The sequence below is a fragment of the Deltaproteobacteria bacterium genome (assembly GCA_016874775.1).
Classification (GTDB): domain Bacteria; phylum Desulfobacterota; class Binatia; order Bin18; family Bin18; genus VGTJ01.
This window is the reverse complement of record VGTJ01000146.1, coordinates 1-16,297: the sequence shown is the minus strand read 5'-3', so window position 1 is coordinate 16,297 and position 16,297 is coordinate 1. Positions and strand designations below refer to the sequence as shown.

Annotated in this window: 16 protein-coding genes; 10 read left to right on the top strand and 6 right to left on the bottom strand. The window is 53.3% G+C overall.

The features are described 5' to 3' along the window. Positions 1-178: 178 nt before the first annotated feature. Positions 179-2,932: a choice-of-anchor D domain-containing protein gene (locus FJ147_21200; GenBank protein MBM4258402.1), complete on the bottom strand. Its 2,754-nt coding sequence runs from the start codon at positions 2,930-2,932 to the stop codon at positions 179-181. A 165-nt stretch (positions 2,933-3,097) separates the two neighbouring features. Here FJ147_21200 and FJ147_21195 point away from each other — a divergent pair, with 165 nt between their 5' ends. Then, complete coding sequence (locus FJ147_21195) at positions 3,098-4,279, top strand: amidohydrolase (protein MBM4258401.1); 1,182 nt, start codon at positions 3,098-3,100, stop codon at positions 4,277-4,279. Positions 4,280-4,427: 148 nt separating this feature from the next. Further along, positions 4,428-4,805 carry a cupin domain-containing protein gene (locus FJ147_21190; protein MBM4258400.1) on the top strand — a complete coding sequence of 126 codons (378 nt, stop codon included), beginning with the start codon at positions 4,428-4,430 and terminating at the stop codon, positions 4,803-4,805. Between the two features lie 105 nt (positions 4,806-4,910). Here the strand turns inward: FJ147_21190 and FJ147_21185 are convergent, their stop codons facing one another. Both FJ147_21185 and FJ147_21180 read right to left on the bottom strand, forming a co-directional pair. After that, positions 4,911-5,342: a VanZ family protein gene (locus tag FJ147_21185; protein MBM4258399.1), complete on the bottom strand. Its 432-nt coding sequence runs from the start codon at positions 5,340-5,342 to the stop codon at positions 4,911-4,913. A gap of 30 nt (positions 5,343-5,372) precedes the next feature. After that, positions 5,373-6,533, bottom strand: coding sequence for a DUF711 family protein (locus FJ147_21180; protein ID MBM4258398.1), 1,161 nt, complete (start codon positions 6,531-6,533; stop codon positions 5,373-5,375). 127 nt (positions 6,534-6,660) lie between these two features. On the opposite strand from FJ147_21180, the gene FJ147_21175 reads away from it, so the two are divergent. The 4 genes from FJ147_21175 (at position 6,661) to FJ147_21160 (ending at position 10,366) form a co-directional block, all read left to right on the top strand. After that, positions 6,661-7,218 (top strand): hypothetical protein, encoded by a 558-nt coding sequence (locus FJ147_21175; GenBank protein ID MBM4258397.1) that lies wholly within the window; start codon positions 6,661-6,663, stop codon positions 7,216-7,218. A gap of 71 nt (positions 7,219-7,289) precedes the next feature. Next, on the top strand, positions 7,290-8,054 hold the full coding sequence (locus FJ147_21170) for a HEAT repeat domain-containing protein (GenBank protein MBM4258396.1): 765 nt from the start codon (positions 7,290-7,292) through the stop codon (positions 8,052-8,054). 20 nt (positions 8,055-8,074) lie between these two features. After that, on the top strand, positions 8,075-9,625 hold the full coding sequence (locus FJ147_21165; protein ID MBM4258395.1) for a DegQ family serine endoprotease: 1,551 nt from the start codon (positions 8,075-8,077) through the stop codon (positions 9,623-9,625). A 342-nt stretch (positions 9,626-9,967) separates the two neighbouring features. Continuing rightward, positions 9,968-10,366: a hypothetical protein gene (locus FJ147_21160; GenBank protein ID MBM4258394.1), complete on the top strand. Its 399-nt coding sequence runs from the start codon at positions 9,968-9,970 to the stop codon at positions 10,364-10,366. Positions 10,367-10,480: 114 nt separating this feature from the next. On the opposite strand, the gene FJ147_21155 is transcribed toward FJ147_21160, so the two are convergent. Then, positions 10,481-10,924 (bottom strand): hypothetical protein, encoded by a 444-nt coding sequence (locus tag FJ147_21155; protein MBM4258393.1) that lies wholly within the window; start codon positions 10,922-10,924, stop codon positions 10,481-10,483. Between the two features lie 381 nt (positions 10,925-11,305). On the opposite strand from FJ147_21155, the gene FJ147_21150 reads away from it, so the two are divergent. The 4 genes from FJ147_21150 to FJ147_21135 all read left to right on the top strand — a co-directional run bounded on the left by FJ147_21150 (position 11,306) and on the right by FJ147_21135 (position 12,853). Further along, on the top strand, positions 11,306-11,704 hold the full coding sequence (locus tag FJ147_21150) for a GxxExxY protein (protein ID MBM4258392.1): 399 nt from the start codon (positions 11,306-11,308) through the stop codon (positions 11,702-11,704). Between the two features lie 116 nt (positions 11,705-11,820). Next, a complete protein-coding gene (locus tag FJ147_21145) occupies positions 11,821-12,309 on the top strand; it encodes a nuclear transport factor 2 family protein (protein ID MBM4258391.1) in 489 nt (162 codons plus the stop codon). Between the two features lie 3 nt (positions 12,310-12,312). After that, positions 12,313-12,594, top strand: a complete 282-nt coding sequence (locus FJ147_21140) for a hypothetical protein (protein ID MBM4258390.1) — start codon at positions 12,313-12,315, stop codon at positions 12,592-12,594. Beyond that, positions 12,530-12,853, top strand: coding sequence for a hypothetical protein (locus tag FJ147_21135; GenBank protein MBM4258389.1), 324 nt, complete (start codon positions 12,530-12,532; stop codon positions 12,851-12,853). The genes FJ147_21140 and FJ147_21135 overlap by 65 nt, the downstream gene beginning before the upstream one ends. Positions 12,854-13,275: 422 nt before the next feature. On the opposite strand, the gene FJ147_21130 is transcribed toward FJ147_21135, so the two are convergent. Both FJ147_21130 and FJ147_21125 read right to left on the bottom strand, forming a co-directional pair. Beyond that, positions 13,276-15,570 (bottom strand): hypothetical protein, encoded by a 2,295-nt coding sequence (locus FJ147_21130; GenBank protein MBM4258388.1) that lies wholly within the window; start codon positions 15,568-15,570, stop codon positions 13,276-13,278. A gap of 9 nt (positions 15,571-15,579) precedes the next feature. Next, complete coding sequence (locus FJ147_21125) at positions 15,580-16,110, bottom strand: hypothetical protein (protein MBM4258387.1); 531 nt, start codon at positions 16,108-16,110, stop codon at positions 15,580-15,582. Positions 16,111-16,297 lie beyond the last annotated feature (187 nt).

Genomic DNA, 16,297 nt, shown 5'->3' with positions numbered 1-16,297 from the left:
TCCAGCTTTTCCACCAGGGCACACGTGAGCGCAGGCATACCTCCTCCTCCTTTTTCCCGGACACCCGTGCTGCCCTCTCTATCCTAACCCCTTCTTTTTACAAGACTCTAAGCGCGTTCCCCGTGGTACACGACCCGCTTAAAGACACGCTCCCGTTTCCCCGTGCGAGGAAACTGGTTCATCCTGGAATAGATGTGGTACACGACCCGCTTAAAGACACGCTCCCCTTTCCTCCATTCGAAGAGACAGTCGAGGTAGCGGTATCCGTTCCTGTCCCGGTCGGTCTCCACACGACAGTGATTGTCTGACTCTGTCCCGCACCCAAGCTAAAGGCAGATGGTGATGTCTCGAAGGTGGGAAAGTTAGTACCGCTGCCGCTCGTCGATACCTCTCCAGTCAGCGTGCCACCGCCGGTATTGGTAATCTGAAAAGAGGAGGCACCGGTGCTACAATTCTGTGACGAGCTCAGCGGGCCAAAATTCACTGCTGTCGGCGAGATCGACAGGACCGGTCCTGGTTGTACGGCCGTCGCGCTCAGACTGACCGAGGCCTGCCCGCCATTAGAGGTGACGTTGGCCGTACCGGTAAACGTTCCTGCGATCTTCGTTGAAAAACTAATAGTGACAACCTGACTCTGATTTGGGTCGAGCGTAAAGTTGCCTCCAGAACCATTCACGCCAAACGCCAAACTGAACGGCGCGCTCGCACTGGTGTTTGCTACGGTCACACTGCCGCTCAGCGTTCCGGTCCCGGTGTTGGTAATGGTAAACGTTCCACTCGCGGAGTTTGGCAGTTGGACATTACTCAAGGTGATCTGGGTAGGATTCACCGATAAACGAGGTTGGCCAACGATATTCGCAAACAGGAGCACCACCAGGGTTCCACCGTTGGTATTCAACGTCACCCGGTCACTGAGTGCTCCAAGAATTTGCGGCGTGAGTCGCACAGTCACTGTCTGATTTTGCCCAGCCGGGAGATTAAGCGTCTTGCCGACCATGACAGTGAACGGACTATTGGGCAGGGAATCCACAGTCCCCGTGAGCGTCCCGCCACCAGTATTCGTGGCCACAAAGGAGAGTTCGGGTAAGGTGCCAAGCTGTACAGTGCCAAAATCGATACTGGTCACCGAAGCTCCAACCTTAGGGGCCGGTGTCCCTTGTCCACCACCACGCAGGAGCACCCGCTTCACTCCACCACTCGTCGTGATGCGAATACTGCCAACAACTGGCGCGGTCGACTGTGGCGTAAAGCGTACCGTCACAGTCTGATTCTGCCCAGCTCCCAGTTCGATCCGAGCATCCGAAACAATACTAAAGGCTTTGCCTCCTGCATCAGTAGCGATCAGGGTCATGCCACCACGTAGTGTCCCTCCACCAGTGTTGGTGACGATAAAAGTCCTTTCTTGACTCGGCCCTACTTGGGCACGTTCCTCGCGCTCATCGGTCGCCTCCGAGTCCGTTCCGACAAGTGACAGTTCTGTAAGCGCAGCAGTTGCACTGGTCGAAAAGTTCAGATCATCAGCCGACACCCCAAGCTTTGGTGCTCCAGCTGCTGTCACACCAGAGAAGTCAACCACAGACTGGCCATTATAGAACACCGTAAACGGCGCATTAAAGTTGAGTTCAGGCTGCGCCCTTACCTGTAACAGGAAGTTCACTATCCCACCGCGGGCGATGTCACGACATGCGTCATTCCCCCCGATGTCAACCAGCCGGAAATCTTCGGAAGTAAACGTTCGTCCCCCTTGCCTGATCGTCAATTGCGAGCCGCACGTAAAAAATGCACCTCCAGCGGCGGCTCGTTCTTCACGCTCCTCGCTCGTGTCAAGCAATGCGGCTGCGTTTCTGGTCTGTACGCGCAACACGGCAGTGTTGCCAGACAACAGACACGGATTTCCCCAACTGACATCTGCAATCCCCCCATTGCCATCAATGGCTTGCCCACTGCGAGTCGTACATAGCCCCCCATCCATTCCGGGAAATCGCGCCCCGGTGACGACAAAGTTTTGTTGACTCTCCTGCCATTGTACTTGTGTCTGGAGCCCAGCCTGGGGAAAGTTTGCGACAGTGAAATTTCCACTCAGGCCGGTCGGAAACGATCCCAGACCCAGAGTGACGACGGTAAAGGTCGCCTGACTAAACTCGACCCCATCAGCCAGTGCACGCACGACGTGTGTGCCATCGCCGATATCATTCCAGTTCACCTGAAGGCTAAAACCGTTATCAGTATCGCCACAAACAGCTTGCGTGTCTCCACGCGGTTGTCGATAGACAGCCGTGATAGGCGTGCGACTATCCACTTGTATGTCGACGCGGGTCGCATTACAGACGAAACCGCGGATCGCACCAATGCCGCTTTGAAACGATCCTGACGTCGGATCTTCGAGCTTCGCGTCAGTTCGTGGGTTACCGCCACCCGAGCTTGGTGTTCCACCGTTCGACAGCACGAACCCCTGCCGAGGTTCCAACCAACGAATACGAGCTTGCCGCCCAGTCTGTGGAAAGGGCTGGACGACGAATTCTCCCTGCGCTCCTTGTAGAAAGCTTTGCCCCAACGTTGCCACCGTTACTTGTGCACGGCCAAATTCGACCCCATCGGCCAGCGCACGAACAGTATGAATACCTTCACCTAAGTCATTCCAGTTAAACTGCAAACTGAAGCCGTTGTTTGTATCACGACATGTCGCTTGTGTATCTCCGCGTGGCTCACCATAAACCGCTGGGAGGGTGCCAAGGCCGACGACTTCAATCGCAACATTACTGGCCTGACAAACCCATCCTCGTATCAAGCCAACACCGCTTTGGAATGACCCTGGCTGTGGGGTTTCAAGCAATCCTTGCGCAGCACTCAGCGTCGGCGAGGCAACGAGCCCCCCAACCAGCATTGTTCCAAAGAGAAATAACCTACCCCACCCTAACAAGCGCTTCTTCATACCCGTCCCCTTTCCTCACGTCTTTCATCGATAAGAAGGGTTCAACTTGTGTGCCCCCACTCGTCCCCTACAATACCACCTGACCTACCATAGCTGGTTCCCGTCTTCGTCGCAAAGGTCACTCTCCATTTCCAACGCCTCGTATATGGAGTTCTCCCCGCATGCTTGCTAAAGATGGCGGATATTCTCGATAGGAGCAGATGCATGACAGTGACACAGAAGAGTTTCGTCGTTGATGCAGACGGGCACGTCCTTGAACCAGCTGATACCTGGATCAAATACATCGATCCACAATATCGTGATCGCGCGGTCAAAATCGTCATCGACGAAAAAGGCTATGAGAACCTGTTATTCGACAACAAGCCTTTAGAGTTAGTCCGCGGCCACCTCGGTGTTCTCGGCGGTATTGGTATGGACCCAGTGCCCTTACATCAGAACGGCAAAATGACGTACATGGATGGTTGCCCGCCAGGCAGCTACGATCCCAAAGCACGTCTCAAGGTCATGGATGAAGAAGGCATCGACATTGCCCTCCTCTACCCCACGATTGGGATTTGCTGGGAAGGTACGGTGACCGACCCAAAACTCGCAACTGCCTATACCCGCGCCTATAACCGTTGGTTAGCCGACTTCTGTAGAGAAAATCCCAAACGTCTGGTGCCCATTGCTCACATCTCGTTACTTGACCCAGAAGGCGCGATTGAGGAGGTCATACGGGCTCGCAAAGATGGCTGCGCAGGCGTGTATCTTTCTCCTGATATGCCATCGCGTGGCGGAAGACATTTTGATGACCCTGCCTACGTACGTTTCTGGGAAACGGTACAGGATCTCGAAATGCCAATCGGTTTTCATGTCATTGTTCGCGACCACCCTTCCTACCACGGCTGGCTGCAACGAGATCGCCGCGATCGGCTCTTTGGTTTTGCCTTTTTAGCTATTGATGTGATGGCGGCTTTCACACAGATGCTCTCGTGGGGCATGTTTGAAAAGTATCCGCGCCTCAAATGTACCGTACTCGAATCTGGCGCAAATTGGATCTCTGCCTGGCTTGATCGCCTTGATCACAAGTACAACGTCATGGCTGCGTATACACCACTCAAGATGAAGCCAAGTGAGTATTTTTATCGTCAGTGTCTCGTCTCCGCCGATCCTGATGAAACCCTGACCGCGCCAGTGGTCGAACACATTGGCGCTGAGTATTTTGTCTGGGCCTCAGATTATCCCCATGTTGATGCGTCGTTCGGTGTCGTGCACGAGATGCAAGAACGGTTAGCACCGTTATCTGAGACCGATCGTCGCAAGGTGCTAGGGGACAACGCGATCCGCTTTTATAATCTCTCAGTGTGATACAACAGCCATCAGTGTTCGGCGATCAGCTTTCAGCGAAACCAGGAGCTGCGTCAGGTGAAGAGCGACCCAGAACGCACCGAATTGCCTTATCTGGCTGATAACTGATAGCTGAAGGCTGCCCGCTTTTTTAGAAGGAGGTATGCATATGCCAATCGTCGATAACAACACCGTTCCGAAGTTTCAGCTTCCTGGGCTCGAACATCAGACGTTAGCCGGCCCAGAGCATGGAATGAAGACCCTCGAGATGTGGATGCAAACCATTGCGCCAGGAAGTGGCACACCAGTGCATCGACACGCGTGTGAAGAAGCAATCGTCGTCCTCAAAGGCTCAGGTCAATGCATGGTCAAAGGCGTGACGACTGCGTTTGGTCCCAACTCAACCTTACGAATTCCGCCTGACGCGATTCACCAAATTATGAACACTGGGAGTGAAGATATGCACCTCGTCGCCGCCCTGGGACAAGCTCCCGTACGCGTCTGCACTGCCGACAACCAGCACATGCCGTTGCCGTGGCAATCCTAATCAACGATAAACGGCAAATGATGAAGGATGAACGACAAAAATCTTTCCGTCTTCATTTGCCGTTTATCCTTCCGCGTTCTGCATTCATCGTTTCGATCATCTGCCTCACGCCACCGGCGTTGGACTTACTGCCGCTCTTTTGCTGAGGAAGCGGCTGCCCGCCAGATACACCATTCCCCCGACCGTACCGCCACATACGTCAGCAACGGCATCCCGCCAGTCGGAAAATCGACCAGGCACATACAACTGGTGCCATTCGTCAGTCACGCCATACAGGCCGGTAAACAACAGGCTTGAAAGCAGCAACAGTTGAAACGTCCAGCGTGGCCATGTCGCTTGCGCAGCGCGAGCCCACAGGATGCCAAGTCCTGCGTAGACCACGAAGTGCGCCACTTTATCACTAGAGGGGAATTGTGGTGGTGAGAGATCTTTCTGAGCCGACAGCGTGAAGATTAACACACAGTACACAATGACAGGGGTCCACAACCATACCCAGCGCGATACACTCATCTTTCCAGAGGCTCCAATCATTTGCATCAACGTCGCATTCCTTTCCTCCCCCTTTGCTTATGCTATCGCCATGACCTGTGTGTTGACAAAGTACGAAAATGAAAATTCCGTCTGCTCACCCGCACGTTTCCCAGGAATCGGAAAAAGTCGGGCTGAAAGTGGTTTATGGAGTTTCACCCCCAAGCTCACGACGTCCAACAGAATCGCCGTCAGTTGCTCCTCAGTCACATCCCCCGGAAGTGGAATCGTATCGAGACCAGTGCCACACACAGCGGAATACGCCAGAAGGCTCGATAGGCGCAGCAATCCCTGGTTGTTGCGTGCGGCTAAGCCAGCGTCTTCCAGCACTGGCAACATCAACCCACAATAACCACAAGTGAGGAGCGTTGTTTCACGTAACGCCGCCGTCACGGCTGCCGCAGCGGCCAACGTCCCTGGTTCACCGAACTGCCCACGGCCAAGCCGTTCCAATGCATAAGCGATACTCACCTCCGGTTGAGGTCCAGGCGCTGGCGAGAGGTCAATTCCGAGATAGCGGAATTGCGGTGAGGCAAAGCGTGTCGCGATCTCTTGTACCGGCAACATTTGCGTTTCGATTGCTTGACGCAAGCGACTTCGTAGCTCGACGAACTCGATCCCCGGCCCACAAGCTGCAGCGATGACATCTGCCGCTTCCAGCGCAATGGCAAATGCGGGAGCACCCTGATGAAACGACGCTGGAAAGAACGGGATGTGCGCTGGACAATTCACCAGGCCAGCGAAACGCAAGTTCCCGAACCCACCACTCGTCATTTGCGCAATCTGACGCATAACCCGCGCGATCGCTTGGGCGGTCTTCACCGAAACGGAACGAGTTCCATCTCCCAGGATCGCACTGGTAAACACACTATCAGTTTCTGCGATCATTCGCGGCAGATATGCCATGAACGCAGTTTCACGAGGGTCTTGGGGATCGACCGGACCAAGCGAACAATAATCGATGCCATTCTCGCGGCAGCACTGTTGCAGTTCGAGGGCAAACCGTAGGCATTCCGTCTCGGAACAGCCTCCCAGATATTGAGGAAATGGCTGCGAGGCAAAACGTAAGGTCTGGACTGCAATTCCCTCAGCCTCATATGCCTGCGCAAGTTGCTTCGCTAAACGCGCCCCTGCAGTAATCACATGGGGATCAAGCGGCGCACGTAGCTCACTCCCGATAGTGATCGCTCGTATTTTCATGGTTCCTTCCTTACACAAACACCAAGCGTAATCGCGCCACTGTACGGATCGGTGCGGGGGTTGAAAATGGCCGAATTTGAATATAGTCAATAGTATATTCTAAATTGCACGCTCGTGGGAGGCTTGCATGGCAAAGAGAGAATCTACGGTCCCTCCTTCTCCACCACCAACACCTCAATCACCCGCTGAAGGGTCGGAGATCCAAATCCATCTTAAGCGCCGTACCAATTGGCACCCTTCCCCACGGCTGCCAGATTACCTTCTCGAAGATGATCTCAACAAACTCATGGACCCCCGCGAGTGGAAAACCTATCGCGCCCTATGGCGTCACTCGATCGGACTTCGGAATACGCCGCTGATTACCGCTGGGTATGCCGAAGTCTCGGAAATGACAGGACTCTCCCGCGCGTCGGTGATTCGCGCACTCAAAGGGCTCATGAAAAAGCGCTTTGTCATTCGTCTCATCGGACCGGAGGCAAAAGGGGCAAATCGTGTGGAGCAGTCGCGCATTCCGGGCAAACCACGGGATGGGCACCGATACCTGGTCTGTAGCTATCGCGAGGCACTGGAAGGCCGCCTCAAGGACGGCACCCCGCTCAAGGATATTCCAGAGGGCGGACTCTATCCTGAAGAGGTACAAGTCTTCCGTCGTGAGGATCAGCAAGACTCACTCTTCTCCCAGTGACGCTCTTGCAAGCTGAGCCAAGCTCATGCATGTTCTAGGCCTAACAACATAACTACAGAGGTATATTTTTCATGGGGTGGACGTTTCTGTTGTCGCGAGACTTACCCAAGTTCGTCGCTATCACGCTCATTAGCGCAGGACTTATCTCTTTGGCTGTCCCGTCTCTTAGTTACGCCCAATTCGCTGGCGACTATGGTCGCTCAAGCATTGGCAACCGGCTGTCCGGCGATCGGGTACGGGACCGCATGAACCGGAGGCAGAAAGGTGCCACAATTACCGAGTGGGTGCGGCGATTACAAAATGATCGGCCAGAAACTCGCCTGGAAGCAGTCAAATCGCTCGGTGATTCAAAAGACCCCAAGGCGATTGAATATCTGATGTCAGCCACCGCAGATACCGATATTCGCGTCAAGAATAAAGCGATCGAGTATCTTGGGAATCTGCGAGCGACTGACGCCACCCCAGTCCTCGTCCAACAACTCTTTTTGCGTGAGGTGAATACTGGAATCAAACACAAGATTTTGGTGGCGTTAGGAAAAATCGGTGATCCGCGCGGAGCAGCGCCAATCATGGAATTCTTGAAACGACGCCTTGATCAGAATGTCCGAGCGGTGGCGATTCGCGCCCTCAGCGACGTCGGCAACGATAGTGTCCTAACGTATCTCGATGAGGTCTCACGTACCGAACCGTCTCAACCGTTACGCCGACTTGCCGCTGATGCTGCAGTATCGATTCGTCACCGTTTGTCACCAGAATTCTCTCCTGTTGTCCCGACCTTTAATAAGATGATGGAGTTGCGCCAAAAGCAGGAGCGTGGTGAACAGGAAGAAAAGTAACCAATCTCTAACCACTAAGGATGACGTGCATGACGTATTCTCGATTTCTCTTCCCTCGTAGCAGATTCATAACCACGCTCTGTACCAGCATCGTCTTGGCTGGAGCGTCGTCCCTGTGGGCACTCGACATTTTTGGCACTGGGAAGTCTGCTGAAGCACCCGCGCAACCAGCAGTCAGCGGACGTGGAGGCGCACTCCCGTCATTAGCCGATGTTGCGAAGCGTGTATCACCAGCAGTGGTCAACATTTCCACCACACAAAAGCCAGAGCGGAGCAGCCGTAGCGAACGTGGCGAACGAGGAGAGCGTCGACGACAGATGCCACCGGGACCTTTCGGTCCTGGACCCAATCCCTTTGGTGGGGGTGAAGAGTTCGAAGAGTTTTTCCGCCGTTTCTTCGGTGATCGTCCGCCCAGCCCGCAACGTAGCCTCGGCTCGGGTTTCTTGATTAGTGAAGACGGCTACATTATCACCAACAATCACGTGGCTGGCGAAAGTGGCGCAAAAATAACTGTCCGCTTATCAGACAAAGAGGAATACGAAGCGAAAGTGATCGGCAATGATGAAAAGACCGATCTGGCACTGATTAAAATCAACGTCAAGCATAACCTGCCAACAGTTCCCCTCGGAAAGTCTGCAGATTTGCAAGTCGGGGACTGGGTGATCGCCATTGGCAATCCCTTCGGCTTAGAACAAACAGTGACAGCAGGTATCGTCAGCGCCAAGGGGCGTGTGATTAATGCGGGTCCCTATGACGACTTTATCCAAACCGACGCGTCGATTAACCCAGGCAACTCCGGTGGACCCCTGATTAACCTCAGAGGCGAAGTCATTGGCATCAACACCGCCATCTTTAGCCAGGGGGGCGGAAACATTGGGATCGGCTTTGCAATTCCGGTTGATCAGGCAAAATCAATCGTGAACCAGCTCAAAGACAAAGGCAAAGTGACCCGTGGCTGGTTAGGTGTCGCTATCCAGTCTGTCACTCCAGAACTGGCGAAGTCCTTCGGCTTAAAGGAGCCGATAGGCGCGCTAGTGGCAGAAGTGACCTCTGGTGGACCAGCGGAAAAAGCTGGACTGCAGCGCGGAGATGTCATCACTACTTTCAATGGCACCACGGTCAAGGACTCGCATGAACTTCCTGCCCTTGTCGCTCGCACTCCAGTAGGAGACAAAGCTGAAGTCGTGATTTTGCGTAACGGTAAAGAGCAAAACTATTCGGTCAAGCTCGGTGAACTCACTGACCAACAAGCCAAAGCCGACCAACGTGGCGGAGAAAGTGAAAACACGTGGGGAATGACGGTGGCGAATCTCTCGTCTGATGCGGCGCGCCGCTTTCAGATCGAGAAAGCGCAAAAAGGAGTCGTCGTCACCGAGGTTGCGCCTGACAGTCCAGCCGCCGCCAGCAATATCCAGCCGGGTGATATTGTTGAAGAAGTGAACCGTCAACCAGTGCGTTCGGTTGAGGAATTTGAAAAGGCCGTCACTGCCGCCAAGGAAAAAGAAACATTACTGATGCTTGTCCGCCGCGGCAACGCAAGCACGTTCTTTGCTCTCCGTAAGCAAGAGTAAACCCGTAAAGACGCTCTTAGCTAAGGTGATTTCCGAAAAAGGGGGTCCCTGAGATGTCGATGTTCTGCCGATAATGGCAGGCACAGCCTGCCCGACCCAGAACCGGCAATGACACGTAGGGCGGGCTGTGCCCGCCACCAGAGACTGCGGGATATTTTTTCCAAGAAATCGCCTAAGAGAGTTTCCGCAGATCCTACAAAAGGGCATACCGTTGGTATGCCCTTTTTTTTGCGTTTTTCTCCCTAGAAAGTGAATAAATCCACCAGCGCTACTGTCTATATACCTACCGATCGGGGTTTCGCTGGCCACCCCCGAAATTCTTCTGTTGTGGGGAGGAAGGGGATGAAAAGCACGAATATGGCAGTACAACAATCTCCACTAATGACAGGCCCTCTTGGCGACGGACAGGCGAATCTTCAACCTGATATTATTTTAGCCTGCCAGGTCCGCCCACGGAACAATTTTCTCCATCGTAGCGAATGGCTACTGATGTGGGCACTATTGACTGACGCCTTACACGTCTTAGCTGCCTACCATCCTGGCAAGAAACGACGCAATGCCAAAGAACGCCGGCAATGGGAAGCAGACCGAACCTGGGTTCGCGACGTTAGTGAAGCTCCGTTCTCTTTTGTCTATGTGTGTGATCACCTCGGGCTCGACCGTGACGCCCTGCGAACTCATGTTGAGCGGCTTATTGCCGGAGAAGAAGTGCCGGGCCAAAGTCAATTGCAGTTGGATTGAAACGTGGCGTTCGGCTGTCAGCCTCAATAGTCGTCAGTCGTCAGTTATCAGTCTTCAGCAAGCACAGACTTGCAAAAAACTGATAACTGATAACTGAACACCTTTCTCCCGTTCCTACACCTCAGCCTTAAACGAATCCGAAACCCCATTCGCATACGACACTCGCTTGGGCGCCACACGTATCATCCGTAGCGCATCATACGTAAAGAACGGCGCTTCAAAAGGATTCTTTTTTAAGAATACGCCTTTTGAGGTTTCCCACTCAGGACTTCCCTTGGGTACCTCACGAGCGATTCCTTCGATCCACGCACGAATGATCTGCAGCGTGGTGATATCCCCTTTATCGCGATTATCGATATGCAGGGTAACCTGAGGGCGCATTTTCAGATTTTGAAACTTCGGGGCAGATTCCAACATAATCAAGATCATCTCGAACTCTGGCGTCTCGGCAAACGCTTGCACCGTCGTCGTCGGCCACTCCTCACCCAGTGTCGACACCACAGCGACATGTTGTTGAGCAAGGAGTGCGAATAACTTCTGCTTTTGCGTTGCGTCCATCGGAAGTACCTCCACGTAAAGTCCATCACAGATGCCGCTCCACAATGCGAGGGTCAAGGGGGATTACTCCTTTATCGCAGTAAATTTGCGGCTTGAGGCGTGGACGTCATTCCCGCGAAGGCGGGAATCCAGGAGCATACGGCACAGACCTGTGGTGATACTTTCTGGATTCCGGGTCTCGCGTTGCTCGCCCGGAATGACGCTTCCACCTTCACTCCTTAGAATCAATGCAATGGTCTATTACTCAGAAGTCGGAAGTCAGGAGTCAGTTGGTTTTTCTCGGCTGCTAGCTGAGAGCTGACCGCTGAAAGCTTCTCGGTCAACTTGACGCCCATCATTCTCTCATAGTAATTGCAGAGTATCTGTGTTGGGAGGTGGGGCATGATGCTCTTGGAAGTATTGCGGGCGCTGACCCAGGATATTTATGACAAACTTGGCAGCGGCTTTGATGAGGTGGTGTATCAGAAAGCTTTTGAAGTCGGGCTCAGGTTGCGGCGGGTGCCCTATGAGGCGCAACGAATCGTCCCAGTTTTTTACGAAGGATTCTATATCGGTGAAGGCAAACCAGACCTCATCGTCGGTGAGGTTCCAGAACGAGTCGTAATCGAACTCAAAGCCGTCGAAAGCGTTGGCCATAAAGAACGCGCACAGATAGAAAATTATCTTCGTGTCCTGGATATCACAGTTGGTTTGTTGATCAATTTTCCTCAGCCGACAAAAGCGAAAGCCGCGAAAGATGATGTCGAGTTTATTGAAGTGGGGAAGGAAAAGAGCCAGTAGCAACAAAGCTATGCTATAGGCTTGAGGCTGTAGGCGATAAGGAAGAAGAGAAGAATTCTCCTTCCTACTCCCCATGCTGACAACTGATCACTGATAACCAAAAAAAGGAGAACCGTATGGCAGATCTCGAATCACGGATGAATGCGCTAGAAGCACGAGTTCAAGAGTTGCAGGATCGCAATGAAATCCAAGAACTGCGCTTTCGGTATCACATTGCGGTCAACGAGAAGAAGCCAGAGATGATTCCTGACCTCTTCGCTGAAAATGGCGGAATCGATTTTGCGCATCTCGGCAAAGCCCAAGGCAAGAGCGAAGTTTCCGCATTTTATCGTCAGGCGCTCTCAGACCTCGTCCCGTTTGTGAAACAATTCATTCATAACCATGTCATCACAATTAGTGGGAATACCGGCACCGGCATCAGCTATCTTGAAGCCAAGCCGATCTTCAATGGCGAGAGCTTTTTGGTGGCGGCGAAGTTTGAAGATGACTATGTCCGTGAGAATGGCAAATGGAAATTCCGCAAGATGACGCTCATCCCCTATTTCATGGTTCCGCTGAAAGAAGGCTGGCACGGACCGAATAAGATCCAGATGGTGCGGAAGTAGGAGATAGTCGATTGGCACCGCTTTACGCCAGCTGACTTCGAGTACGATTTCGAGCGTGATGAACTTGCTGCCCATCGTATTTCTTTCGAAGAAGCCGTAGATTGTTTTTTCGCTGACTTTGAAATTCGTCGGAATAAACCCTACCGAGATAGATATCAGCTTCTCGGAAAGACTATCGGTGGGCGCAAACTTAAAATCATTTTCCAGTTGAAGCCGGGTGATGTCGTCCCTGTTATCACGGGATGTGACATATGGAGACGTTACGAAAAAAAGTCAGTTGTCTGAAGAAGAAATCGATGCGCTCGTTATCGCTCAAGCAGACGATGATTCCGCTTGGTCCCCACCGGAGATTGTTCGCAAGAAAAAACCGGCAACGGTTTCCCTCTCTACTTCGCTTGCAAAGCGAGCCGCGTTCTTTGCTCGACTCCATCGTGAGCAAGACGTAGGAAGGTGGCTCAACAGGATTATTCAAGAACGTCTCGACTTAGAAGAAGCGGCCTTTAGTGGGTTGAAACGGGAACTTGCTTCAAGAGCAAGCGAATAGCCTGGCTCCCACGGCCCGTGCCGTATGCTCCTGGATTCCCGCCTTCGCGGGAATGACGTCCACACCCTAGTCCCGTGTCTCATAACTTCGTGAGCAGTTGTAGGGCGTGCGAAGCGCGCCAACTGACTGGCGCGTGGTCCGCGCCCTACGATTTCACCGCGAATGAACTTGCGAGACATGGTACTAGAGACTGCGGGATATTTTTTCCAAGAAATCGCCTTAAGAGGTGATGCGAGATGTTGCACAGAGTATATGGCGGTACCAGGGAAACGGCAAAGCTTGAAAAGGCAGCAATAAGCAAGAGGTTCGGGGCTTATTAGTAGAAACAAAAGGAGAGCGCCACGGCCTGGCGTGGCGCTCCGATCTCACAGCACGCAGGTGTCCTGGACTATCTTCCAGGAGCCCTGCGCCCGTTGTGGACACTATTGATAGAAGCGTGTGTACATGCGCTGCTGCACGTAGGTGAACTTCGGCGTCAGCGGTGGCAAATTTTGTACTTGCTCAAAGCGAGCGTCATAACTCCAGTTACGCGTCGGTGGATTGTAGCGGTCGTAACTATCGCCATTGCAGCACCAGATGCCGTTGACACGACGGGGGGTTCCGAGACTGACGAAGGAGCCCAGGTAGTTGAGTGTTCTACCATTCCAGTCTTCGTGCATGCGCGGATAGTTCTGCAGTCCGCCACCATACTGATTTGAACCACCGCCTGCGACGGTGTTATCGACCCCACTAATGAAAGCGGCATTGACCTGCAGTGAAGTTGCTCCACTAAAGGAGCCACAGGCAAGGCCGCCTCCACACGGTGCAGGGCCATCTGTCGCAAGAACGTCACGTGCGTTGCTTGACAGTGTTCGTGAACTCTTGTGGTCGTTCCTGTATGTTGCCGCGCCAATAATCGCTGGAGTCTCCCAGGCCTGAGAGAGCACATTGATAGAATCAGAGAGGACCGCCGCTGGAGCCCAATCGCGAGAATTGTAGTTCCCCTGGACGTACACGGCTTGATCGCTAACAATAGTCAGCCCAGTCGGGTCAGTTGCACTTGGCGAAAAAGCAACGTTTGTCGTATTGAGGTCAGCCGAATCAAAAACCCGGACGCCATAATTATTGGAAGTAGAGTTCGAGTTTGGTCCCTGCACCGACAGATGGAAAATCAGACCGCCATCGGTCGTATCATTTGAGACGAACAATACGCCACTGTTCGCCCCATTCCAGTCAATCAACGCGCGGATATTGACATTCAACAGATACATCCATTTGTTTTCGCGCTTATTGAGGAACCCGCCACGGCGATAATCCGTGTCTCGGAACCACGAAGAAGTAGGAATAGTAGTGTGTGGCCAAGGACAATCGTCAGGCGCCCACCAAGGTCGAGCACTAGCTGGGGCACTAGGGTTACTGATTGGGCAGACATCATCGTTTCTATCGCTGTTTGTCACGCCTCCTGCCCGGTTGTAGTCGACAATACCATCACCGTTTGTATCTTCTCCCGCGCGTCGATAAACGCGATCGTTTGAACTCAAGAAATTTGGATTGTAACTCGTTCGAAAATTAGGGTTTGAGGTGTCAGTCGGCACGTCGTTATAAAAGATCGATCCCCGGCGTTCGCACATGAAACGCCAGAGGGCTCGCGTCTTGGTGGTATTCTGCGATCCATCAGCATTCTGCACCTCGATTGGGTAGAGAGCAGGGCTTGTCGCGGCCGCCGGAATAAATGAATTGCCTGGGCATAGGTCTGCAGCTCCAAACGAAATGGTCGTCGGTGATTGATCGAGCCGCAGAACGATGCGCAGGTCAGCGCGATCCCAGTAAAGGTTGCCAGTGCCACGATCGATGATCCCTGGCGCGGGAATCTCAATCGAAGTGACTTGGTCAGCAACCGCTCCTTGATAGTTCGCGATGGTCGACGCCGAAATGTACCCACTGCCAGGGCAACTCAGGGGTAACGGTGGTCCATCAAGCAGGTTGTCATGATCGGCATCGATCAATGGCGTAATTTGTACTGATCCAGAGCACGCACCAGTCTCCTTGCGCTTCCGATAGATCCGCCCACCGGCAGAAACTTGTACCGTTGTTATACTAGGTGGTTGATCGCGAATCGTCGTTGTCCCTCCACCGGGAGCAAGATACATATCGCTATTGGTATGAACACGCCCAGCTCCAGTCATATCTAGTGCCGGTTGAATCTCCAAGTCGCCGCTGAAAAAGGCCAGAAACTGAAAAATGGGAATGTGATTGACCGTAAACTCACCACCAAGTTCCGCTTCCTTGTCTCCCTGTCCATTGAGCGAAGTCGAGCGGACACGATAGACATAGGGTATCGTGTTCAATCCGGCGAACCTCTCTCCTGGGGGAATCCTGGTGAAGCAGTCCTCGTTGTTCGTGCCTGGGGGACAAGGATTAAACTCTACGACTGGAGAAAGCTGGTAGTTGACCGTACGGGTATTGAACGACGTGGTTCGCAGGCTAAAATCCGAACCCGTTGGTAACTGGTAGTTAGAAAACATATTGCCGAATTCCGCCATGCCTTTGTTCAGACCGGCTTCGGCGGCGTAGAACGCGGTACGATCCTGTCCGGCTGCACCACGAAGGATGGTATCGGATCGCACCATGATAGCGTAGCTGCTCGCCAGAGCCGCCATCAGCCCCATGAGCATCAGCGCCATAACAAGGACAATCCCGCGCTGATCAGTTCGTAGTTTCTGCAGTTGACTTCTCATAGCATCTCCTCACAGAAGGTTACGTGGTTTCACGCGAATCGAGTCGGCTGGCGTCGTGTACACCGTTTGCCCCTCGCGGTTCTTCTTGCGTGAGGCAATCTTCGGCGCAATCGACACCTCACGTACAGTCCGCCACGCCGGGTCAGTCGTTGGGTGGGCGAGCACGGTACATACGCCCACCGAGGTACATGGCATCCCACTGTATGTCACATTGAACTCCGTCACCCCGTCGACGAGCGGCTGGGCCGTACCACCATCAATGCGGACGGTTAACACCTGTCGTCCACTCCAGGTCTGGATCTGATAGATGCGTTCGTCGACGGGATAGATGCGCGAATTCTGCGGTTTAGGAAACAAGAGGCCTGGACTGATGGTAACCGAGGTCGCAGTCATGCTCGTGATGGAATACACCTCAGATGCGCCAGTGACTGCAGAAGCGACAAGCAGCTGCTTGGCATCGCCGAAGGCTGCGGTACTATCAACCAGGAGCGTCGATGCACCAGTCGCCGCGCCACCTGCCGGAGTAATTTGTGCCCTCACGCAGGCACCCGTCGTTGGGCTGGTTCGACCAATGCGTAGTGTCAAACTGTCAGTGAGGCCAGCGTTAGGCATGGGCAAGAATTAAGTTACCGATTAAGAGCGAGGAAGAAGCGTATAGTTCCAATCGCCATGAAACTTACCGGGTTTGATATTGAGCGCTTGAAACTCATCGTCGGAGACCTGTAGG